Raw genomic sequence first — 21,236 nt, forward strand, 5'->3', positions numbered from 1 at the left:
GGCCACAGGTCAGTTCAGAGTAGCGCTCAGCCGCGGCGCAAATCCAGGGTAAAGGGTAGTTCCGGGTTCACCTGCGCCGATGGTATGTCCACTACACCCGGGCTGTGTCCGAGGCGGAAGAAGCGCGCCTGGCGCCGGCTCTGGGCTTCGTTGGCATTGACCGGCAGGGTCTGGTAGTTGCGCCCGCCCGGATGCGCCACGTGGTACTGGCAACCGCCCAGCGAGCGGCCCATCCAGGTATCGAGCAAGTCGAACACCAGCGGCGCCTGCACCGCAATGGTTGGCTGCAGGCAATTGGCCGGCTGCCAGGCGCGATAGCGCACCGCCGCGACGAACTCACCGACGCGCCCGGTGGCTTGCAAGGGTAGCGCCCGACCATTACAGGTCAGTTGATAACGCTCCGGCGGCAGGCCGCTGACCTTGACCTGCAGGCGCTCCAGCGACGAGTCGACATAACGCACCGTGGCACCGCCAGCACCCTCCTCGCCCAGTACATGCCAGGGTTCCAGGGCCTGGCGCAGTTCCAGCTCGATGCCGTTGACGGCATAGTCGCCGACCTTGGGGAAGCGAAACTCCAGGTGTGCGGCAAACCACTCGGCACGCAGCGGGTAGCCTGCGGCGTTGAGCTCGACCAGCACATCGGCAAAGTCCTGCTCGATAAAGTGCCCCAGCATGAACCGGTCATGCAGCTCGGTGCCCCAGCGGGCCAGGCGCTTGGGCGCATAGGGCTCACGCCAGAAACGCGCGACCAGGGCGCGCAGCAGCAGTTGCTGGACCAGGCTCATGCGCGCATGCGGCGGCATCTCGAAGGCGCGCAGTTCCAACAACCCCAAACGCCCGGCCGGGCCGTCCGGGGAGTACAGCTTGTCGATGCAGAACTCGGCGCGGTGGGTATTGCCGGTAACGTCGATCAGCAAGTTGCGCAGCAGCCGGTCGACCAGCCACGGCGGGCCTTCCTCGCCCGCTGCCGGCATCTGCGCGAAAGCGATCTCCAGCTCATACAGCGCATCGTTACGCGCTTCATCCACCCGCGGCGCCTGGGAAGTTGGACCAATGAACAGGCCGGAAAACAGGTAGGAAAGCGACGGGTGATTGTGCCAGTAGCTGATCAGGCTACGTAGCAAGTCAGGGCGGCGCAGGAACGGCGAGTCGGCCGGGGTGGCGCCACCGAGGACGAAATGGTTACCGCCACCGGTGCCGGTGTGTCGGCCGTCGATCATGAATTTTTCGCTGCTCAAGCGCGTCAGGCGCGCCTGCTCGTATAGGAACTCGGTGCGCTCCACCAGTTCGTCCCAACTGGCCGAAGGCTGCACGTTGACCTCGATGACGCCGGGGTCGGGAGTCACCTTGAAGTTGGCTAGGCGCGGATCGGCCGGCGGCTCGTAGCCTTCGAGGATGACCGGGCAATGCAGCTCGGCCGCGGTGGCTTCGATCACCGCAACCAGTTCGAGGTAATCCTGCAAGCGAGACAGCGGTGGCATGAACAGGTACAGGCGCCCTTCTCGCGGCTCTGCACACAGCGCGGTACGGGTCAGCCAGTCGGCCGAGGCATCGACCTCGGGGGCTGCGTGCTCCTGCTCATCGAGCGCCTGCCCGGCGCTGGCCTTGAGCAGTTGGTCACGATCAGGCAGATCGCCGAGCACCTGGTTGGGATCGGTCGGATGCACGTAGGGATATTCCGCGGCCTTGACCCAGGGCTGCGCCGCCAGCGGCAAGCGGTAACCCAGCGGCGAGTCGCCCGGCACCAGGCGGCAATGCTCATCGCGCAAGTACCAGCGTCCGCTCTGCCAGCGTTGCTCGTCGGCGCTGCGGGCCAGCGGCAGCACCTGGCCGATGACCTTGTCCAGGCCCTGGCTGAACACCTTGCGCAGCCTTGCACGCTCCATCTCGTCGTCCAGGCGCGCAGCGTCGGGGCGCACGTTGGACGGCAGGCCGCCCTCGCGCCACAGGTAATAGAGTGAGTCTTCGTAGGCGCCGAAGACATAACGCGCAGGCAGCCTCAGCCGTTCGGCAACGCTGGCCAGGAAGCGCGCGGCCAGCGCGCTGTCGGCGCCGAGATCCTGGTGTTGGTCGGCGATCAACGCCGGATTGTTCCACAGCGGCACACCATCACGCCGCCAAAAGCAGTTGAGCGACCAACGCGGCAGTTGCTCGCCCGGGTACCATTTGCCCTGGCCGAAGTGCACCAGGCCATGGGGCGCGTAATGCTTGTACAGGCGCTGGAACAGCTCACCGGCCAGGCGCCGTTTGTTCGCGCCCAGCGCTGCGGTGTTCCACTCGGCGCCGTCAGGGTCGTCAATGGCCACGAAGGTTGGTTCACCGCCCATGGTCAGGCGCACGTCCGCTGCTTTCAGGTCGCTGTCCACCTGGCGCCCGAGGGCGACGATGGCCTGCCATTGTTCGTCGCTGTAGGGCAGCGTCACCCGCGGCGATTCCCACAGGCGCTCGACACTCATTTCATGCTCGAAAGTGCATTCGCAGGGCTCGACCAGGCCGCTGATAGGTGCCGCTGAAGTCGGATCGGGGCTACAAGCCAATGGGATATGCCCTTCCCCGGCAAACAGCCCGGAGGTGGCGTCCAGGCCGATCCAGCCGGCGCCGGGCAGGTACACCTCGCACCAGGCGTGCAGGTCGGTGAAGTCCTCTTCGGTGCCCGACGGGCCGTCCAGTGCCTTGATGTCGGCTGTCAGCTGAATCAGATAACCGGAGACGAACCGCGCCGCCAGGCCCAGGTGGCGCAACAACTGCACCAGTAGCCAGGCCGAGTCGCGGCAGGAGCCGGAACCCAGTTCCAGGGTCTGCTCCGGGGTTTGCACACCGGGCTCGAGGCGGATGAGGTAGCTGATGTCCTCGCTCAGGCGCTGATTGAGCGCCACCAGGAAATCGACACTGGCCTGGGGCGTGCGCTCGATGCTGTCCAGGTAGGTGGCGAACTTCGGCGTCAGCGGCAGTTGCTCCAGGTAGGGCAGCAGTTCGTGGCGTTCATCTCGGCCATAACTGAAGGGAATCTGCTCGGCGTAGGGTTCGAGAAAGAAGTCGAACGGATTGAACACCGCCATCTCGGCGACCAGGTCGACTTCCACGCGCAGGCTGTCAGTCTTTTCCGGGAATACCAGGCGCGCCAGGTAGTTGCCCTGTGGGTCCTGCTGCCAATTGATGAAATGTCCGTCCGGCTGCACCTTCAGCCCGTAGGAGAGGATCCTCGTGCGGCTGTGAGCAGCCGGGCGCAGGCGAACAATTTGCGGGCCCAGTTCAACTGCACGGTCGTAGCGGTACTCGGTGACATGGTGCAAGGCGACATGAATCGACACGGCGGGCCTCCTGCGAGCCTGGGCGGTAGTGGAACCGCGCAAGACTTGTGCCATGGGCCCAGGCCTGCGATTCCCTGCATGCAGCCGGTACAGTCGCACCAAAAGCGCACCGTAGCGAGGCCGCCGTGCAAGCCTTGCACAGATTTGAGGCTTTGCCAGCGACGCAAACAAAAACGCCAGCCCGAAGGCTGGCGTTTCAGTTAGCGCGGCAGAACCGGCTGGCGGGCGGGCTTTTTCTTGCCCTTGCCGCCCTTGGCGGCATCCTTGCGCGCCTTGGCCGCTTCCTGGTTGCGGGCAAACGCCGCCGCCTTGGCCTGTTCACGCTTGTCCCACGGCTTGGAGCCATCGCTGGCACGCGGCGGCAAGCCGTTGTGCTGGGTGAGGATCTTCTGCTCTTTGGCCACCTTGTGGCTGCCGGCCGGGGTCGAGTTCTTGCGCCGAGCGCTCTGGTAGCTGTCGGTCGCCGGCTGGTGCAGCGGGATCAACTGGTGCTTGCCCGGGCCGATCAGGTCGGCGCGGCCCATGCGCTCCAGGGCTTCACGCAGCATCGGCCAGCCCTTCGGATCGTGGTAGCGCAAAAAGGCCTTGTGCAAGCGGCGCTGCTGCTCGCTCTTGACGATGGTCACCGGGTCGCTCTTGTAAGTGACCTTGCGCAGCGGGTTCTTGCCCGAGTGGTACATGGCCGTGGCCGAGGCCATTGGCGACGGGTAGAACGCCTGCACCTGGTCGGCACGGAAGCCGTTGCCCTTGAGCCACAGGGCCAGGTTCATCATGTCTTCGTCGGTGGTGCCCGGGTGCGCGGCGATGAAGTACGGGATCAGGTACTGCTCTTTGCCCGCCTCTTTCGAGTACTTCTCGAACATGCGCTTGAAGCGGTCATAGCTACCGATGCCCGGCTTCATCATCTGGTTCAGCGGGCCTTCCTCGGTGTGCTCCGGGGCAATCTTCAGGTAGCCGCCGACGTGGTGGGTCACCAGCTCCTTGACGTACTCCGGCGACTCTACCGCCAGGTCGTAACGCAGGCCCGAGGCGATGAGGATCTTCTTCACCCCTGGCAGGTCACGGGCGCTGCGGTACAGCTTGATCAGCGCCGAGTGGTCGGTGTTGAGGTTCGGGCAGATGCCCGGGAACACGCACGACGGCTTGCGGCACGCCGATTCGATCTCGGGGCTCTTGCAGGCGATGCGGTACATGTTCGCAGTCGGGCCGCCGAGGTCGGAGATGACCCCGGTAAAGCCGGGCACCTTGTCGCGAATCTCTTCGATCTCGCGAATGATCGACTCGTGCGAGCGGTTCTGGATGATGCGCCCTTCGTGCTCGGTGATCGAGCAGAAGGTGCAGCCGCCGAAGCAGCCGCGCATGATGTTCACCGAGAAGCGGATCATGTCGTAGGCAGGGATTTTTTCCTTGCCGTACGCCGGGTGCGGGATGCGCGCATAGGGCATGCCGAACACGTAGTCCATTTCTTCGGTGGTCATCGGAATGGGTGGCGGGTTGAACCACACGTCCACTTCGCCATGCTTCTGCACCAGGGCACGGGCGTTACCCGGGTTGGTCTCCAGGTGCAGCACGCGGTTGGCGTGGGCATAGAGCACCGGGTCGTTGCGGACCTTCTCGAACGACGGCAGGCGGATGACCGTCTTGTCACGGGTCATGCGCGGGCTGGCGAGGATCTGCACAACCTTGGCTTCGTTGGGGTCTTCGACCTCGCCCTTTTCCTGCTCGATGGCGCAGGCCTGGGTGTCCTGGGTGTTGACGTACGGGTTGATGATCTTGTCGACCTTGCCCGGACGGTCGATACGGGTCGAGTCGACCTCGTACCAGCCTTGCGGGGTATCACGGCGTACGAAGGCGGTGCCGCGAATGTCGGTGATGCTCTCGATCGACTCGCCGAACGACAGGCGCTGGGCCACTTCGACGATGGCCCGCTCGGCGTTGCCGTACAGCAGGATGTCGGCGCAGGCGTCGATCAGGATCGAATGACGGACCTTGTCCTGCCAGTAGTCGTAGTGAGCGATGCGGCGCAGGGAGGCTTCGATGCCGCCGAGGACGATCGGCACATGCTTGTAGGCTTCCTTGCAGCGCTGGCTGTACACCAGGCTGGCGCGGTCCGGACGCTTGCCGGCCATGCCGCCCGGGGTATAGGCGTCGTCGGAGCGGATCTTCTTGTCAGCGGTGTAGCGGTTGATCATCGAATCCATGTTGCCGGCCGCGACGCCGAAGAACAGGTTCGGCTCGCCGAGCTTCATGAAGTCGTCTTTGGACTGCCAGTCCGGCTGGGCAATGATGCCCACGCGAAAGCCCTGGGCTTCCAGCAGGCGGCCAATGATGGCCATGCCGAACGACGGATGGTCGACGTAGGCATCACCGGTCACGATGATGATGTCGCAGGAATCCCAGCCGAGCTGATCCATCTCCTCCCTGCTCATCGGCAGGAACGGTGCTGGCCCGAAGCATTCGGCCCAGTACTTGGGATAGTCGAAAAGTGGTTTGGCTGCTTGCATGTCAGTGACCGGTGGCTAATCGATGAAAAATCGCGGGCGCGGAATATAGCACAAAAATTGACCAATTCCGACGCTCAAGGTCGGAATTGTCCAAATTGCCCTTACTCGTCGTCGTCGAAGTTGTAACTGCCCGGCGCGAGGTTTTCGAAGCGTGTGTACTTGCCGATGAAGGCCAGGCGGATAAAGCCGATCGGGCCGTTGCGCTGCTTGCCGATGATGATTTCGGCAATGCCCTTGTGCTCGGTCTCCGGGTGGTACACCTCGTCGCGGTAAACGAACATGATCACGTCGGCGTCCTGCTCGATCGCACCCGATTCGCGCAAGTCGGAGTTCACCGGGCGCTTGTTCGGCCGCTGTTCGAGGGAGCGGTTGAGCTGCGACAGGGCAACTACCGGGCAGTTGAACTCTTTGGCCAAGGCCTTGAGCGAGCGAGAGATCTCGGAAATCTCGTTGGTACGGTTGTCGCCGCTGGAGCCCGGGATCTGCATCAGCTGCAGGTAGTCGATCATGATCAGGGCGATGTCGCCGTGCTCGCGCACCAGGCGGCGGGTTCGGGCGCGCATTTCCGACGGGCTGATGCCGGCGGTGTCATCGATGAACAGCTTGCGGTCGTTGAGCAGGTTGACCGCCGATGTCAGCCGCGGCCAGTCGTCGTCTTCAAGCTGGCCGGAGCGCACCTTGGTCTGGTCGATGCGCCCGAGCGACGACAGCATACGCATGATCAGCGATTCGCCTGGCATCTCCAGCGAGTACACCAGCACCGCCTTGTCGCTACGCAGTACCGCGTTCTCGACCAGGTTCATGGCGAAGGTGGTCTTACCCATCGACGGCCGGCCGGCGACGATGATCAGGTCGGCCGGCTGCAGGCCGCTGGTCTTCTCGTCGAGGTCGGTGTAGCCGGTGGACAGGCCGGTGATCGCGCTGTCGGTATTGAACAGCGTGTCGATGCGGTCTATGGCCTTGGTCAGCAGGTCGTTGACGCCCACCGGGCCACCGGTCTTCGGCCGCGCTTCGGCGATCTGGAAGATCTGCCGTTCGGCTTCGTCGAGGATCTCGGCAGCATTGCGCCCTTGCGGGTTGAAGGCGCTGTCGGCGATCTCGTTGCTGATGCTGATCAGCTGACGCAGGGTTGCCCGCTCGCGGATGATCGCGGCATAGGCCTTGATGTTGGCCACCGACGGGGTGTTCTTGGCCAGTTCGCCCAGGTAACCCAGGCCGCCAACCTGCGAACTCAGGCCTTCCTTGTCCAGCTGCTCGTGCAGGGTCACCACGTCGAACGGGGCGTTCTGGTCGGCGAGCTTGTGGATGGCGCGGAAGATCAGGCGGTGGTCATGCCGATAGAAGTCGCCGTCGGAGACTTGATCGAGCACGCGCTCCCAGGCGTTGTTGTCCAGCATCAAGCCACCGAGCACGGCCTGTTCGGCCTCGATGGAATGCGGCGGCACCTTCAGGGCAGCGGTTTGCAGATCATATTGCTCGGGGGCGGTTATCTCGTTCATGGCCACGCAGGAATCAGGGTGATGAAAAAGACAAAGGGCACGACCTGCAAAGCAGGATCGTGCCCGATGTTAACCGGCTGACACCCAAGGTGCCAGCCGATCGGTACAGCTTAGGCTGCGACAACAACCACGCGAACGGTGGCTTCAACGTCGCTGTGCAGGTGCACGGCAACGTCGTATTCGCCGACGTTACGGATGGTGCCGTTCGGCAGACGAACTTCAGCTTTAGCCACTTCAACGCCGGAGGCGGTCAGGGCATCAGCGATGTCGTGGGTGCCGATCGAACCGAACAGCTTGCCTTCGTCACCGGCGGTGGCAGTGATGGTCACTTCCAGCTCAGCCAGTTGGGCAGCGCGAGTTTCGGCCGAAGCTTTTTTCTCTGCAGCGATTTTTTCCAGCTCAGCACGACGCTCTTCGAACGCAGCCAGGTTGGCAGCGGTCGCAGCGGTGGCTTTGCCGAATGGCAGCAGGTAGTTACGACCGTAACCGGACTTAACTTTTACCTTGTCGCCCAGGTTGCCCAGGTTGGCGACTTTTTCCAGCAGGATCAGTTCCATTTGGTAATAACCTCTTAACTTTTAACCTTCACCGTTCGCGGAATCGTTATCGGCACCTTTTGGGGGCGCCTTGCGACCGCGAAAATCAATCAGGCTGTCGACAATGGCCAGGACCACGAGCAACGGATAAGTCAGCTGCATAAACAGCACCAGCGTCACGTACAACCCGACCAGCCAGAACTTGGCCAGTCGTCCTTGCGCCACCAGCCCATGCAGCAGGGCGAGCCCTGCAAACATCAGTGGAATGCTGCACAGGGGTGTCAACATCGCCAGCTCAGGACCGAAATTCGGCCCCACCAGCATGAGCACCACCAGCACCAGCGCCGGCACCAGGGGGAGCCTGACCGCTTGAAACTCGCGACCAAAACCACCCGGGTTATACAACAACGCCTGCCAGTAACGGCCCAACATCAGGGCCAGCACACTGACGGCTTGCAACAACGCCGCAATCAGGCCGACGAGCACCGGTGCAATAAGGCTTCCAAGGCGGCCCCGCTCCTCTACCGATAACTGTTGGTAGAGACCGTCGAGCATCTGCGGCAGGGCTTTTTCAAGCGCTCCAGCCAGAGCTTCAATCGGTTCGCGGAACTCCGAACCCAGTACAACCCCGTACACCAGGCCCATGCCGATGCTGAACAACAGCACCCGGTTCCAGGACTGCCCGGCGCGCAACAGCGCCGCCAGACCCAGCGTACCCAGCAACACCATCAAGGTGCGCGGCTCGCCGAAGAACCACCAGGCCATCGCCGGCAACAAAGCCCAGGCGAGGACACCGGAAGCGTCCTTGAAACCGCGCCGCAGGAACACCAGGCTCCCGGCGGCGGCACTCAACCAGAACAACAGCGGCAAAGCCGCACAACCCACCACCACGAGGGTGGCTTGCACGCGACCGCGCATGATGAAATCAGCCAAGGCGCGCATGCATTTTATCCTTTGCTACTTGTCGACGACCCGGTCTCAGCGGCCGTGGCTGTCGGTGTAGGGCAGCAGGGCCAGGAAGCGGGCGCGCTTGATAGCGGTAGCCAGCTGACGCTGATAACGAGCTTTGGTACCGGTGATACGGCTTGGAACGATTTTGCCGGTTTCGGATACATAAGCTTTCAGGGTGTTGAGATCTTTGTAATCGATCTCTTTCACGTCTTCAGCAGTGAAGCGGCAGAATTTACGACGACGGAAGAAACGTGCCATGTAATAGGCTCCTCAAAAGGTCCGTGGATTACTCGTCAGCGTTATCGCTGTTGTCGCTGTCATCACTATCAGCGCTTTCGGCGCTTTCGTGCTCAGGACGGTCGCGACGCTCACGGCGCTCACTGCGGTTCTCTTCAGCCTTGAGCATCTCGGACTGGCCGGTAACGGCTTCGTCGCGACGGATGACCAGGTTACGGATCACGGCATCGTTGTAGCGGAAGTTGTCTTCCAGCTCGGCCAGGGCCTTGCCGGTGCACTCAACGTTCAGCATCACGTAGTGAGCCTTGTGAACATTGTTGATTGCATAGGCCAGTTGACGACGGCCCCAGTCTTCCAGACGGTGGATTTTACCGCCGTCTTCTTCGATCAGCTTGGTGTAACGCTCAACCATGCCGCCGACTTGCTCGCTCTGGTCAGGGTGGACCAGAAAGATGATTTCGTAATGACGCATGAATGCTCCTTACGGGTTGTAGTCTGCCACCAGAGTGGTCAGACAAGGAGTGAAGGACACTTGTATGTCTTGCCCTGGGAAGAGGCGCGTGAACGCCTGCCAACATGGCAAGGGGCGCAATTGTAGAGAAGCGCCGGGGGACAAGCAAGGTCATTGGTGATTATTTGAACAGCCTTAAAAGCATCGCGGGTCCAGCCCGCTCCCACAAGGACCTGTGGGAGCGGGCTGGACCCGCGATAGATGCAACGCCGAAATCAAGCCTGGCGCTTTGCCTGGCGCTGACGAACGGCCTCGAACAGGCACACGCCCGTCGCCACCGACACGTTCAGGCTGCTGACGCTGCCTGCCATCGGCAGCTTGACCAGAAAATCACAGTGCTCGCGGGTCAAGCGGCGCATGCCCTTGCCCTCGGCGCCCATGATCAGGATGGTCGGGCCGGTCAGGTCCTGCTGATACAGCTCTTGCTCGGCCTCGCCCGCAGTACCGACCACCCACAGGCCACGTTGCTGGAGCTTCTCCAGAGTCCGCGCAAGGTTGGTGACCGCCACCAGCGGAATGACTTCTGCCGCACCGCAGGCCACTTTCCGAACCGCTGGGGTCAAGGTCGCCGACTTGTCTTTGGGCACCACCACCGCCAGCGCGCCGGCGGCATCGGCGGTGCGCAGGCAGGCGCCGAGGTTGTGCGGGTCGGTGACACCGTCGAGTACCAGGATCAACGGCGCGCCTTCAGTGCGGTCGAGCAGTTCTTCAAGCATCGCCTCGCCCCAGACCTGGCTCGGGCTGACTTCAGCCACCACGCCCTGGTGCACGCCTTCAACCCAGACATCCATCTCGCGGCGTTCAGCCTGGCCGACCGCCACGCGGTTTTGCCCGGCCAGCTCCAGCAGCGCCTGCAGGCGCGGCTCGCTACGGCCTTCGGACAACCAGATCTGCTTGACCCGCTTGGGGTGGTGACGCAACAGGGCTTCCACGGCATGCACGCCGTAGATTTTTTCCAACTGACTCATGACTTGGCCTTGGGTTTACGTGACGCGGAGCCGGCTTTCGGCGGCCCTTTACGATGCTTGCTCGGTTTTTCCGATTTACCCGACTTCGACGCAGGCTTGCCGCCTGCGTGCTTGGCATCGGACATCAAGGCCTTTTTCATTTCCCGGCTCTTGCGCACTTCGGCGTTGTTGGCCACGGCATTGGCTGGAAAATAGGCTTCGGCAGTTTCGTTCTTGCGGCTGCGACGGGCAGGCTCTGCAGCCTTGGCCGGCGCCTCGGCCTTCTTGTCGAGCACCGGCACCGGCTTGCCGTCTTGCGGGCGCACACCTTCACCACGCTGCTTGCGGCCAATCGGCGCCTTGAGGGTGTTCTCGGCCATCTCGAAGTCGATCTTGCGCTGCTCGAGATCGACGCGCATCACCCGCACTTCGACGGTATCGCCCAGGCGGAAGCTGCGCCCGGTACGCTCACCGGCCAGGCGGTGGTGCACAGGGTCGAAGTGGTAGTAGTCGCCCGGCAGGGCACTGACATGGACCATGCCTTCGACGTAGATGTCGGTCAGCTCGACGAACAGGCCAAAGCCGGTCACCGCGGTGATCACACCCGGGAAGCTCTCGCCGACGCGGTCTTTCATGTACTCGCACTTGAGCCAGTTGACCACGTCACGGGTGGCCTCGTCGGCACGCCGCTCGCTCATCGAGCACTGCTCGCCGAGCTGCTCCAGGGTCGCCTCGTCGTACGGGTAGATACGCGCCTTGGGGATGCTCATGGCACCGGCACGCTTGACGTGCGGGGTTTCCTGACGCGAACGGATCACGCTGCGGATCGCCCGGTGGGTCAGCAGGTCCGGGTAGCGGCGGATCGGCGAGGTGAAGTGGGTGTACGCCTCGTAGTTCAGGCCGAAGTGGCCGTTGTTGTCGGCGCTGTACACCGCCTGGCTCAGCGAGCGCAGCATCACGGTCTGGATCAGGTGGAAATCCGGGCGGTCGGCGATGCTCGCCAACAATGCCTGGTAATCCTTGGGCGACGGACCGTCCTTGCCCTTGTGCAGGGACAAGCCCAGCTCGCCGAGGAAGGCGCGCAGTTTTTCCAGGCGCTCCGGTGGCGGGCCGTCGTGAACACGGTACAGGGCCGGAATTTCGTGCTTCTTGAGGAACTCGGCGGTGGCCACGTTGGCCGCCAGCATGCACTCTTCGATCAGCTTGTGAGCGTCGTTGCGCACGGTCGGGCGAATTTCGGCGATCTTGCGCTCGGAACCGAAGATGATCCGGGTTTCCTGGGTTTCGAAGTCGATCGCGCCACGGGTATGACGGGCCGCCAGCAGCACCTTGTACAGCGCATAGAGCTGCTTGAGGTCCGGCACCACTTCGCTGTACTGCTCGCGCAGGGCCTTGCCTTCGCGGGTACGAGCGTGTTCGAGCATGCTGCTGACCTTGTTGTAGGTCAGGCGTGCATGGGAGTGGATCACCGCTTCATAGAACTGGTAATCGACCATCTGCCCGGACTTGTTGATGGTCATTTCACAGACCATCGCCAGCCGGTCGACGTGCGGATTCAGCGAGCACAGGCCGTTGGACAGCTCTTCAGGCAGCATCGGTACCACGCGCTCGGGGAAGTACACCGAGTTGCCGCGCACCTGGGCTTCGGCATCCAGGGCAGAGCCCAGGCGCACGTAGCTGGAAACGTCGGCAATCGCCACGTACAGGCGCCAGCCACCGGAGAACAGGCGCAACTTGCCCAGGCTCTCGCAGTACACCGCATCGTCGAAGTCGCGGGCGTCTTCGCCGTCAATGGTGACGAACGGCAGGTGACGCAGGTCGACGCGGTGCTCTTTGTCTTTCTCTTCGACTTCCGGCTTGAGCTTGCGCGCTTCCTTGATCACCGCTTCGGGCCAGACGTGCGGAATGTCGTAGCTGCGCAGGGCAACGTCGATTTCCATGCCCGGGGCCATGTAGTTGCCGATCACTTCGGTAACGTCGCCCTGGGGCTGGAAGCGCGGGGTCGGCCAGTGGGTGATCTTGACTTCGACGAACTGGCCGATCTTGGCACCGCCGTTACGCCCCGGGGTGATCAGCACTTCTTGCTGGACCTTGGGGTTGTCGGGGGTGACAAAGCCGATACCGCCTTCTTCGAAGTAGCGGCCAACGATGCTTTCGTGGGCGCGGGAGATCACTTCGACCACCACGCCTTCGCGGCGGCCACGGCGATCCAGGCCGGAAACCCGGGCCAGGGCGCGGTCGCCATCGAACACCAGGCGCATTTGCGCAGGGCTCAGGAACAGGTCGTCGCTGCCGTCATCCGGGATCAGGAAGCCAAAGCCGTCACGGTGGCCGGCGATGCGGCCGAGGATCAGGTCGAGCTTGTCTACCGGGGCATAAGTGCCGCGCCGGGTATAGATCAGCTGGCCGTCACGCTCCATCGCGCGCAGACGGCGGCGCAGGGCTTCGATCTGGTCTTCGGTGGTCAGGCCGAACTCTTCGACCAGCTGCTCACGGGCTGCCGGCGAGCCGCGCTCGTCCAGACGCTGGAGGATCAGCTCACGGCTAGGAATAGGGTTTTCGTATTTTTCCGCTTCACGAGCGGCCTCGGGATCGAGGGTCTGCCAATCGGCCATTAGGAGGGGTTCACCTTGTCTATATAAGGGTTAGTTTGGCATAGGCGTATTGAAACCGGAAATTTCAGGCTTGGACAGCCCTGTCAGAGCCCCCTGGATGCTGCCAAAACCATCATAAGGAACAACGACTTGAATTTTTTAAGATTTTTTCTGAACGGGGGTTTACAGCTCTCAGGAGCATCCGTATAGTGCGCACCACAACGACGGACACCGTCGTTATAGTTGAGAAGCAGCACGATGTGAAGCATCATGTTCCTCAGCGAAATGCCCAGATGGTGAAATTGGTAGACACGCCAGCTTCAGGTGCTGGTGACCTTACGGTCGTGGAAGTTCGAGTCTTCTTCTGGGCACCAATTTCAAATCTTAGAACTGCCGCTGGCTTCTGAGATTTACTGCAACACGCTACACTGTTTTCGTTACAAGCTACACCGCTTCATTTTGCCCAGATGGTGAAATTGGTAGACACGCCAGCTTCAGGTGCTGGTGACCTTACGGTCGTGGAAGTTCGAGTCTTCTTCTGGGCACCAATTCAGATCAAACCCGCGAAAGCGGGTTTTTTCGTTTCTGCCCTACCCTTTTCCTCGCCTGCAATCCCGAAACGACCGATAGCCTGCTCATGAATTTTCCCTCACAAGGGCATTTGAGAAGCGATATCGATTATCATTGTTTCCAGATATGTAGCCGCAAGCGAGGAAGTACCCGCATGACGTTCCGCAATAACCCCCTGTTGCGCGGCCTGGCCGTCTCTGTTTTCGCCATGCTGCTCGGCACCCCAGCCGCCATGGCCGCCGACCCGGTGTCGCTGACCCTGTACAACGGCCAGCACAAGGAAATCGGTGAAGCCATCGCCAAGGCCTACGAGGCCAAGACCGGCATCCACATCAATATCCGCAAGGGCAGCAGCAACCAGCTGGCCAGCCAGATCATCGAAGAAGGTGATCGCTCCCCCGCCGACGTCATCTACACCGAAGAATCGCCACCGCTGAACAACCTCGGCGAACTGGGCCTGCTGGCCAAGATCGATGATTCGACCCTGCAGGTCCTGCCCAAGGAATACGTCGCCGCCAACGGTACCTGGATGGGCGTTACCGCACGCACCCGCGTGGTCGCCTTCAACCCCAAGGTAATCGACGAGAAAGACCTGCCACCTTCAGTGATGGACTTTGCCGACCCCGAGTGGGACGGCAAGATCGGTTTCGTGCCGACCAGCGGCGCCTTCCAGGAACAGGCCGTGGCCATCCTCAAGCTGCACGGTCGCGAGGCCGCCGAAGAATGGCTGACCGGCCTCAAAGCCTTCGGCAAGACCTACACCAACAACATGGTTGCGCTCAAAGCCGTGGAGAATGGCGAAGTGGCGGCCGTGCTGGTCAACAATTACTACTGGTACGCCCTGAAGAAAGAGCGCGGCCAGCTGGATTCGAAACTCTATTACCTGGCCGACGGCGACGTCGGTGGCCTGGTGACCATCTCCAGCGCCGCGGCGGTAAAAGCCAGCAAGCACCCGAAAGAAGCCCAGGCCCTGCTGGCCTGGATGGCCAGCGAAGAAGGCCAGCGGGTAATCACCCAGACCACCGCCGAGTATCCGCTGCATAAAGGCATGGTCTCGGACCAGGGCCTGAAGCCCTTCGAAGACCTGCGTCCGCCAAAAATCACCCCGGCCGACCTGGGTAACGCTGAAGAAGCCCTGGAACTCGAACGCGAAGTTGGCCTGCTGTAATGAGCGCAGCCCTGCCCGCGGCCGCACTGGCCAGCCGTTATATTCCCAAGCGCAAGCGCCCGTCGATCTGGGTGGTGCTGCCGGTGCTGCTGCTGGTCGGGCTGAGCCTGCTGCCGCTGCTGTACGTAGCGCTGAAAACCTGGGAAGCCGGCTGGCGCGAAGCCTTGCACTTGCTCTGGCGCCCGTTCGTCTGGGGCCTGATGCGCAACACCCTGATGCTGATGGCCGGCGTCACCCTGGCCTGCATGGCCTTGGGTGTATCCCTGGCCTGGTTGCTGGAGCGCAGTGACCTGCCCGGACGGCGCCTGTGGGGCGTGATCCTGTGCCTGCCGTTTGCCGTGCCAGCCTTTGTCAGCGGCTTTACCTGGGTGTCGCTGAGCCCGCGCTTCGAAGGCCTGGGCGGTGCCATCCTGGTGATGAGCCTGTCCAAGTACCCACTGGTGTTCCTGCCGGTTGCAGCGACCCTGCGCAACCTCGATACCTCACTGGAAGAGTCGGCACGGACCCTGGGGCAGACGCGCTGGGGGGTGTTCTGGTGCATCACCCTGCCACTGCTGTGGCCGTCGATCATTGGTGGCAGCCTGCTGATTGCCCTGCACATGCTGGTGGAGTTCGGCGCCCTGTCGATCCTCGGCCTGCAGACCTTTACCACGGCGATCTACCAGCAATTTGAGCTGGAGTTCAGCAACGCCAACGCCGCGATGCTCTCGGCAGTGCTGTTGTTCATGTGCCTGCTGATGCTCTGGCTGGAGCTGCGTGTGCGCGGCAAGGCCCGCCATGTGCGCATCGGCCAGGGCGTGGCGCGTCGCGGTGCGCCGATTCGCCTGCGCGGGTGGATGCCGGTCGGGCAGCTGTACTGCCTGGTCCTGGCGCTGCTGGGCAGCGGTATTCCACTGGGCATGCTCGGTTACTGGCTGAGCGTTGGTTCGTCGGCGGCCTTTCCGGTGGCCGATATCAGTCGCGCGCTGTTCTCATCGTTGTCGCTATCGCTGGGTGGTGCCGGATTGAGCTTGCTGCTGGCACTGCCGGTGAGTTTCCTGGTGGTGCGCTACAAGGGCCGCCTGGCGATCTGGGCCGAACGCCTGCCGTACCTGCTGCACGCCCTGCCCGGCCTGGTGATCGCCCTGACCCTGGTGTACTTCGCCCTGCACTATGTGCCGGCGCTATACCAGACCACTGGCTTGTTGCTGCTGGCCTACGCGTTGCTGTTCCTGCCCCTGGCCCAGGCGCCGGTGCGCACGGCCTTGAACAAGGCGGCGCCGCAGCTCGAAGAAGCCGCCCGCACCTTGGGCGCAACCCAGTTCACGGCGTTTTGCCGGGTGACCCTGCCGATCATCTTCCCGGCCCTGGCGGCGGCGTTCGCACTGGTGTTCCTGGATGCCATGAAGGAGCTGACCGCAACCCTGCTGCTCAGCCCGACCGGCATGACCACCCTGGCCACCGAAGTGTGGGCGCATACCGCCAACGTCGAGTTCGCGGCGGCAGCGCCCTATGCGGCGTTGCTGATCCTGGTGTCGGGGCTGCCGGTGTACCTGCTGACCACGCGGATGTATCTGAACCGCGCGTGATACCTGAAAAGCATCGCGGGTCAAGTCGGGTCGCCGCACCGCCGCTCCCACCGTGGGAGCGGCGGTGCGACGACTCGACTTGCCCCGCGATTACTCTCACGCGCGGAACTGCCCCAGGCTGGCCTTGAGCTGCGCCGCCAGGTCATCGAGCACCTTGCTGCTGGCGGTGGTTTGCAGCACTACCTCGGCAGCCCGCTCGGCCTGGGCGTGAATGGTCTGCACCCGACCACGCACGGCCTGCGCGCCATGAGCCTGCTGCTCGGCCGCACGGGTAGCCAGGCCAATCGCCGCATGCACCTGCTCAACCGATGCCTGCACCGATTGCTGCAAGCGCGCGTTGTCGCGCAGCACCAGCAGGCCTTCGCTAGCCTGGCGCCCGGCCTGGCTGATCGCCGCCACTGCCTCTTTGGCGCCCTGCTGCAATGCGCCGATGTGCGCCTGGATATCGCCGGTCGAGCTTTGGGTCTTGCTCGCCAGTGCTCGCACCTCATCGGCCACCACGGCAAAACCGCGCCCGGTTTCCCCGGCGCGCGCCGCTTCGATGGCAGCGTTGAGCGCCAGCAGGTTGGTCTGTTCGGCAATGCCGTGAATTACCGTCAGCACCACCTCGATCTGCTCACTTTGCTGGGCCAGGCGCTCGATGACCTTGGAGCCGGTCTCGACCTGCCCGGCCAGGTCTTCGATAAGCTTGGCCACTTGGGTGGAAGTGCGGCTGTTCTCGTCGGTGGCCTGGCGAATATCCACCACCTGCTGCAGGGCCGATTGCATCGCCTGGCTTTCGGCCTGGGCCTCATCGGCCATACTCGACAGGTCGCGCAGGCTGGCGGCAACTTCATCACGCTGCAGCTCGGCAGCAGCATCGGCGCCGGCATTGCGCTGGGTCATGGCGCCGATCTCGATGCCGGTACGCTGGGCCACTTCGCCAGCCTCACGCACAATAGGCTGCAGCTTGGCGACGAACTGGTTGACCGCCGCCGCCATGTCGCCGATCTCGTCGCGACTGTCGATGGAAACACGCTTGGTCAGATCACCCTCACCCGCCGCCAGGTCGTTCAGTGCCGCAATCAGCAGGCGCAGCTTGTTGACCACGCGCCGCCCCAGCACCACGGCGACCACCAGCAGCACGCCCAGGCCGACCAGGGCCAGCCCCACGCCGATGTTCCAGCGCAGGGTCGCGGCCGCGTCCTGAACGCTTTGCGAGGTGTTGGCCTGCATACCGGCAGCACTGCCCTGCGCTGCCTCCAGGCGCGCGCGCAAAGCCTTGTTGCTGTCGGCGGCGGCACCCACCAGGCTGTCGCCGACCAACTGATCACCGCTGGCGATCAACGCCGAGAAACGCTTGTCCAGCGCCACCAGCTCGTGGTCGACCACGGCCGTGGAAATGCCCATCAATACCTTGCCGATCTCGACCCCGTTAGGGTTGATCGAGGCCTCGACGAAGTACACCGAAGGGTCGTTGCGCGCGGCGTCCAGTACCTTGTCCAGCGCCCGCTCGCCCTGGCCCTTTTCCAGCAGCGCCTGGTTGATCGGGTTCTGCCGGTTGAGGTAGCGGGTCAAGTGCTGACCCTGGGCGTCGTCGTACACCACGAACAGCACGCTAGGGTTGCGCTGGGCCCGGCGGGAGAACTCCGACAGGGTCGGCACGTCGTTGTCCCACATGGCCCGTGGCGCCACCGAGGCGAGCAGTTCGGCCATGTCGTTGGCCGAATCCTTGAGGTTCTTTTCCAGGGTCGCGCGCAACTGCGCCTGCTCATCCTGCAAACGCGTGGACAAACCTGCGGTCAGGCGCTGGCGGGTACTGGCGGAGAGGCTGTCGAGCCCGGAGCTGACTTCGCGCCCGGCCTGCTCAAGCTCGGCGGAAAGTTGCTGGCTGTCGGCGGCCAGACGCTTGCCCAGATCGGCCTCAAGGGCTGTGACCGTGCTCCGGGTCAGCGCGACCGCGACCAGCACTTGCACCAAAAGAGCGATACCGAGGGCAACAAAGACAGGCCGCAACAGGCGGCTTCGTAACAGTGAGAGAACGGCGGACACGAAAGAACCCTCTACTTCTGGGGCCATTAAAGTGATGGCACCACTGGAGTGATTCTTACAGCAAAGGTTGTGCCGATCAGCCGACAGAAACGACAAAGACCCCTATCAAGGGGCCTTTGTCTTTACATCAGTCGCGAATCAGGCGAACGGATGACGCAGCACGATGGTCTCGTTGCGGTCCGGGCCGGTGGAGATGATGTCGATCGGCGCGCCGACCAGCTCTTCCACACGCTTGATGTAGGCACGGGCGTTGGCCGGCAGTTCTTCCAGGGTCTTGGCACCCAGGGTCGACTCGCTCCAGCCCGGCATTTCTTCGTACACCGGCTCCAGGCCGATGTAGCTGTCGGCGTCGGTCGGGGCATCGATGACCGCACCGTTCTCGTTCTTGTAGCCAACGCAGATACGGATGGTTTCCAGGCCGTCGAGCACGTCCAGCTTGGTCAGGCACAGGCCGGAGATGCTGTTGACGTCGATGGCGCGACGCAGGATCACGGCATCGAACCAGCCGCAACGGCGGGCGCGACCGGTGGTGGCGCCGAACTCGTGACCACGCTTGGCCAGGAAGGCACCGACGTCATCGAACAGTTCGGTCGGGAACGGGCCCGAGCCAACGCGGGTGGTGTAGGCCTTGGTGATACCGAGGATGTAGTCCAGGTACATAGGGCCAACGCCCGAACCGGTAGCGATGCCGCCAGCGGTGGTGTTGGAACTGGTCACGAACGGGTAGGTACCGTGGTCGATGTCCAGCAGCGAGCCCTGGGCGCCTTCGAACATGATGTCCTTGCCGGCGCGACGCAGGTTGTGCAGCTCGGCGGTGACGTCGAGCATCATCGGCTTGAGCAGCTCGGCGTATTCCATGCACTCGTCCAGGGTCTTCTGGAAATCGATTGCAGGTTCTTTGTAGTAATTGACCAGCACGAAGTTGTGGTAGTCCAGCAGCTCGCCGAGCTTGGCAGCGAAACGCTCGCGGTGGAACAGGTCACCGATGCGCAGGCCGCGACGGGCAACCTTGTCTTCGTAGGCCGGGCCGATGCCGCGACCGGTGGTGCCGATCTTCTGCTCGCCACGGGCTTTTTCACGAGCCTGGTCGAGGGCCACGTGGTAGGACAGGATCAGCGGGCAGGAAGGGCTGATGCGCAGGCGCTCGCGCACCGGTACGCCTTTCTCTTCGAGCTTGTTGATTTCACGCAGCAGGGCGTCCGGTGCTACCACCACGCCGTTGCCGATCAGGCACTGCACGCCTTCGCGCAGCACGCCCGACGGGATCAGGTGCAGCACGGTCTTCTCACCGTCGATCACCAGGGTGTGGCCTGCGTTGTGGCCACCCTGGTAGCGCACTACGGCGGCAGCATGTTCGGTCAGCAGATCAACGATCTTGCCTTTGCCCTCATCACCCCACTGGGTGCCCAGGACTACGACATTCTTACCCATAACACTTGTCCTCATTCGCGCAAACTTGGCGCCGGCTCGTGCCGGCGGGGAATCTCAAATGGCCAGCGGCAGAACCTGCCAAAGCCCGTTTTGCTGAATCAATTGCCGATCGCAATCCGCCTCTACGGCGGCAGTCAATGGCTGCCCAGGCAAGGCCTGAACCACCCGCTGACCTTCACTGCGCAATTGGCAGACCAACTGCCAGAGTGCCGCATCGCTGCTGTCGGGCATCCAGATCCCGCCAGACGGCAATACCACCTCGGCTCGCCCCAGTGTGACCAGGGTCTTCAAATCCGTGGAGAAACCGGTGGCCGGGCGTGCCCGGCCAAAGTCCGCTCCGATGTCGTCGTAACGACCGCCCTGGGCGATCGACTGACCGACACCCGGGACGAACGCGGCAAACACCACACCGGTGTGGTAGTGGTAGCCGCGCAACTCGCCCAGGTCAAAATACAGCGGCAGCCCGGGATAACGCGTGGCCAGCCGCTCGGCGATCGCCATCAGGTCATCCAGTGCCGCCAGTACCGCAGCCGGTGCACGGCCCAGGCGCACGCGCGCCTCGGCCAGCACTTCACGGCCACCGCACAGCTCGGTGAGCGAGCGCAACATAGCGGCGAGGTCCGCTGGCAGCTTGGCAGTCAGCTCGATCACTTCGTCGACGGCCTTGCGCTGCAGGGCATCGAACAACTGCTGCTCGATTGCTCCGGACAGACCGGCGGCGCGGGCCAGGCCACGGTAGATACCGACATGACCGAGGTCCATGTGCACGTCCGGCACATCGGCCAGTTGCAGCATGGCCAGCATCAGGCTGATCACCTCGACGTCGCTGACCGGGCTGGCGTCGCCGTACAGCTCGGCACCGAGCTGGATCGGGCTGCGCGACGTCGACAGCGCCCGCGGCAAGGCGTGCAGCACGCTGCCGGCATAGCACAGGCGGCTCGGGCCTTCACGACGCAGGGTATGCGCATCGATGCGCGCAACCTGTGGAGTGATGTCGGCACGGAAACCCATCTGCCGGCCCGATTGCGGGTCGATGACCTTGAAGGTCCGCAGGTCCAGGTCCTGGCCGGCACCGGTGAGCAGCGATTCCAGGTACTCGATATGCGGGGTCACGACAAAGTCATAACCCCAGCTCTGGAACAGATCCAACACCTGCCGACGCGCGATCTCGATGCGCGCCGCCTCAGGTGGCAGTACTTCTTCGATGCCATCTGGCAGCAGCCAGCGGTCTACCGTTGCCATTACGCCATTTCCCCTATGGTCCGGGCGGCTTGCCCGCGGGCGAGCCTTGAGTGAAGCAGGTATCGGCAAACAATGGCGCGCAGCACCGATTCCAGCGCTACCGCCGTGCCTATACCCTCGAATACCTTGGGCTGCT

The 21,236-nt window shown here is 63.1% G+C and carries 14 protein-coding genes and 2 tRNA genes; 4 read left to right on the plus strand and 12 right to left on the minus strand.

Annotation, left to right across the window (positions count from 1 at the left end):
- Positions 1-26: 26 nt before the first annotated feature.
- The 9 genes from JYG36_RS24705 to rnr form a co-directional block, all read right to left on the minus strand.
- A complete protein-coding gene (locus JYG36_RS24705; protein WP_213602615.1) occupies positions 27-3,311 on the minus strand; it encodes a transglutaminase family protein in 3,285 nt (1,094 codons plus the stop codon).
- A gap of 200 nt (positions 3,312-3,511) precedes the next feature.
- Positions 3,512-5,815 carry a YgiQ family radical SAM protein gene (locus JYG36_RS24710; RefSeq protein WP_045196880.1) on the minus strand — a complete coding sequence of 768 codons (2,304 nt, stop codon included), beginning with the start codon at positions 5,813-5,815 and terminating at the stop codon, positions 3,512-3,514.
- A 101-nt stretch (positions 5,816-5,916) separates the two neighbouring features.
- Entirely contained in the window at positions 5,917-7,314 is a 1,398-nt protein-coding gene (gene dnaB, locus JYG36_RS24715; RefSeq protein WP_045196878.1) for a replicative DNA helicase, read from the minus strand.
- A gap of 110 nt (positions 7,315-7,424) precedes the next feature.
- The gene (rplI, locus tag JYG36_RS24720; RefSeq protein WP_093376705.1) at positions 7,425-7,871 is read right to left on the minus strand and encodes a 50S ribosomal protein L9; all 447 of its coding nucleotides are present in this window, start codon (positions 7,869-7,871) and stop codon (positions 7,425-7,427) included.
- Positions 7,872-7,892: 21 nt separating this feature from the next.
- Positions 7,893-8,792 (minus strand): hypothetical protein, encoded by a 900-nt coding sequence (locus tag JYG36_RS24725; RefSeq protein ID WP_213602617.1) that lies wholly within the window; start codon positions 8,790-8,792, stop codon positions 7,893-7,895.
- 36 nt (positions 8,793-8,828) lie between these two features.
- A complete protein-coding gene (gene rpsR, locus JYG36_RS24730) occupies positions 8,829-9,059 on the minus strand; it encodes a 30S ribosomal protein S18 (protein WP_009403887.1) in 231 nt (76 codons plus the stop codon).
- A gap of 28 nt (positions 9,060-9,087) precedes the next feature.
- Entirely contained in the window at positions 9,088-9,510 is a 423-nt protein-coding gene (rpsF, locus tag JYG36_RS24735) for a 30S ribosomal protein S6 (protein ID WP_045196870.1), read from the minus strand.
- Between the two features lie 254 nt (positions 9,511-9,764).
- Positions 9,765-10,517 (minus strand): 23S rRNA (guanosine(2251)-2'-O)-methyltransferase RlmB, encoded by a 753-nt coding sequence (gene rlmB / locus JYG36_RS24740; protein ID WP_213602619.1) that lies wholly within the window; start codon positions 10,515-10,517, stop codon positions 9,765-9,767.
- The gene (gene rnr / locus JYG36_RS24745; RefSeq protein WP_045196866.1) at positions 10,514-13,111 is read right to left on the minus strand and encodes a ribonuclease R; all 2,598 of its coding nucleotides are present in this window, start codon (positions 13,109-13,111) and stop codon (positions 10,514-10,516) included. Before rnr ends, rlmB begins: the two co-directional genes overlap by 4 nt.
- Before the next feature lie 266 nt (positions 13,112-13,377).
- Here rnr and JYG36_RS24750 point away from each other — a divergent pair.
- From JYG36_RS24750 to JYG36_RS24765, 4 genes are all read left to right on the plus strand, one after another.
- A tRNA-Leu gene (locus JYG36_RS24750) sits at positions 13,378-13,464 on the plus strand.
- Positions 13,465-13,551: 87 nt separating this feature from the next.
- Positions 13,552-13,638: transfer RNA gene (locus JYG36_RS24755), tRNA-Leu, on the plus strand.
- Positions 13,639-13,814: 176 nt separating this feature from the next.
- Positions 13,815-14,828: an extracellular solute-binding protein gene (locus tag JYG36_RS24760; protein WP_045196863.1), complete on the plus strand. Its 1,014-nt coding sequence runs from the start codon at positions 13,815-13,817 to the stop codon at positions 14,826-14,828.
- Positions 14,828-16,396, plus strand: coding sequence for an ABC transporter permease (locus JYG36_RS24765; protein ID WP_213602621.1), 1,569 nt, complete (start codon positions 14,828-14,830; stop codon positions 16,394-16,396). Before JYG36_RS24760 ends, JYG36_RS24765 begins: the two co-directional genes overlap by 1 nt.
- Before the next feature lie 96 nt (positions 16,397-16,492).
- Here the strand turns inward: JYG36_RS24765 and JYG36_RS24770 are convergent, their stop codons facing one another.
- From JYG36_RS24770 to JYG36_RS24780, 3 genes are all read right to left on the minus strand, one after another.
- Positions 16,493-18,427 carry a methyl-accepting chemotaxis protein gene (locus tag JYG36_RS24770; RefSeq protein WP_093387181.1) on the minus strand — a complete coding sequence of 645 codons (1,935 nt, stop codon included), beginning with the start codon at positions 18,425-18,427 and terminating at the stop codon, positions 16,493-16,495.
- A gap of 138 nt (positions 18,428-18,565) precedes the next feature.
- Positions 18,566-19,858, minus strand: a complete 1,293-nt coding sequence (locus JYG36_RS24775) for an adenylosuccinate synthase (protein ID WP_010221599.1) — start codon at positions 19,856-19,858, stop codon at positions 18,566-18,568.
- A gap of 54 nt (positions 19,859-19,912) precedes the next feature.
- Positions 19,913-21,100, minus strand: a complete 1,188-nt coding sequence (locus JYG36_RS24780) for an ATP phosphoribosyltransferase regulatory subunit (RefSeq protein WP_045193730.1) — start codon at positions 21,098-21,100, stop codon at positions 19,913-19,915.
- Between the last annotated feature and the right edge of the window lie 136 nt (positions 21,101-21,236).

The sequence above is a fragment of the Pseudomonas sp. SORT22 genome (assembly GCF_018417635.1).
Classification (GTDB): Bacteria; Pseudomonadota; Gammaproteobacteria; order Pseudomonadales; family Pseudomonadaceae; genus Aquipseudomonas.

What these genes read in the sequence shown, in the direction of transcription:
- JYG36_RS24765 (WP_213602621.1), top strand. Translation starts at nt 14,828, where the DNA reads ATGAGCGCAGCCCTGCCCGCGGCCGCACTGGCCAGCCGTTATATTCCC.
- rnr (WP_045196866.1), bottom strand. Translation starts at nt 13,111, where the DNA reads ATGGCCGATTGGCAGACCCTCGATCCCGAGGCCGCTCGTGAAGCGGAA.
- rplI (WP_093376705.1), bottom strand. Translation starts at nt 7,871, where the DNA reads ATGGAACTGATCCTGCTGGAAAAAGTCGCCAACCTGGGCAACCTGGGC.
- rpsF (WP_045196870.1), bottom strand. Translation starts at nt 9,510, where the DNA reads ATGCGTCATTACGAAATCATCTTTCTGGTCCACCCTGACCAGAGCGAG.
- rlmB (WP_213602619.1), bottom strand. Translation starts at nt 10,517, where the DNA reads ATGAGTCAGTTGGAAAAAATCTACGGCGTGCATGCCGTGGAAGCCCTG.
- dnaB (WP_045196878.1), bottom strand. Translation starts at nt 7,314, where the DNA reads ATGAACGAGATAACCGCCCCCGAGCAATATGATCTGCAAACCGCTGCC.
- JYG36_RS24760 (WP_045196863.1), top strand. Translation starts at nt 13,815, where the DNA reads ATGACGTTCCGCAATAACCCCCTGTTGCGCGGCCTGGCCGTCTCTGTT.
- JYG36_RS24725 (WP_213602617.1), bottom strand. Translation starts at nt 8,792, where the DNA reads ATGCGCGCCTTGGCTGATTTCATCATGCGCGGTCGCGTGCAAGCCACC.
- rpsR (WP_009403887.1), bottom strand. Translation starts at nt 9,059, where the DNA reads ATGGCACGTTTCTTCCGTCGTCGTAAATTCTGCCGCTTCACTGCTGAA.
- JYG36_RS24780 (WP_045193730.1), bottom strand. Translation starts at nt 21,100, where the DNA reads ATGGCAACGGTAGACCGCTGGCTGCTGCCAGATGGCATCGAAGAAGTA.
- JYG36_RS24710 (WP_045196880.1), bottom strand. Translation starts at nt 5,815, where the DNA reads ATGCAAGCAGCCAAACCACTTTTCGACTATCCCAAGTACTGGGCCGAA.
- JYG36_RS24775 (WP_010221599.1), bottom strand. Translation starts at nt 19,858, where the DNA reads ATGGGTAAGAATGTCGTAGTCCTGGGCACCCAGTGGGGTGATGAGGGC.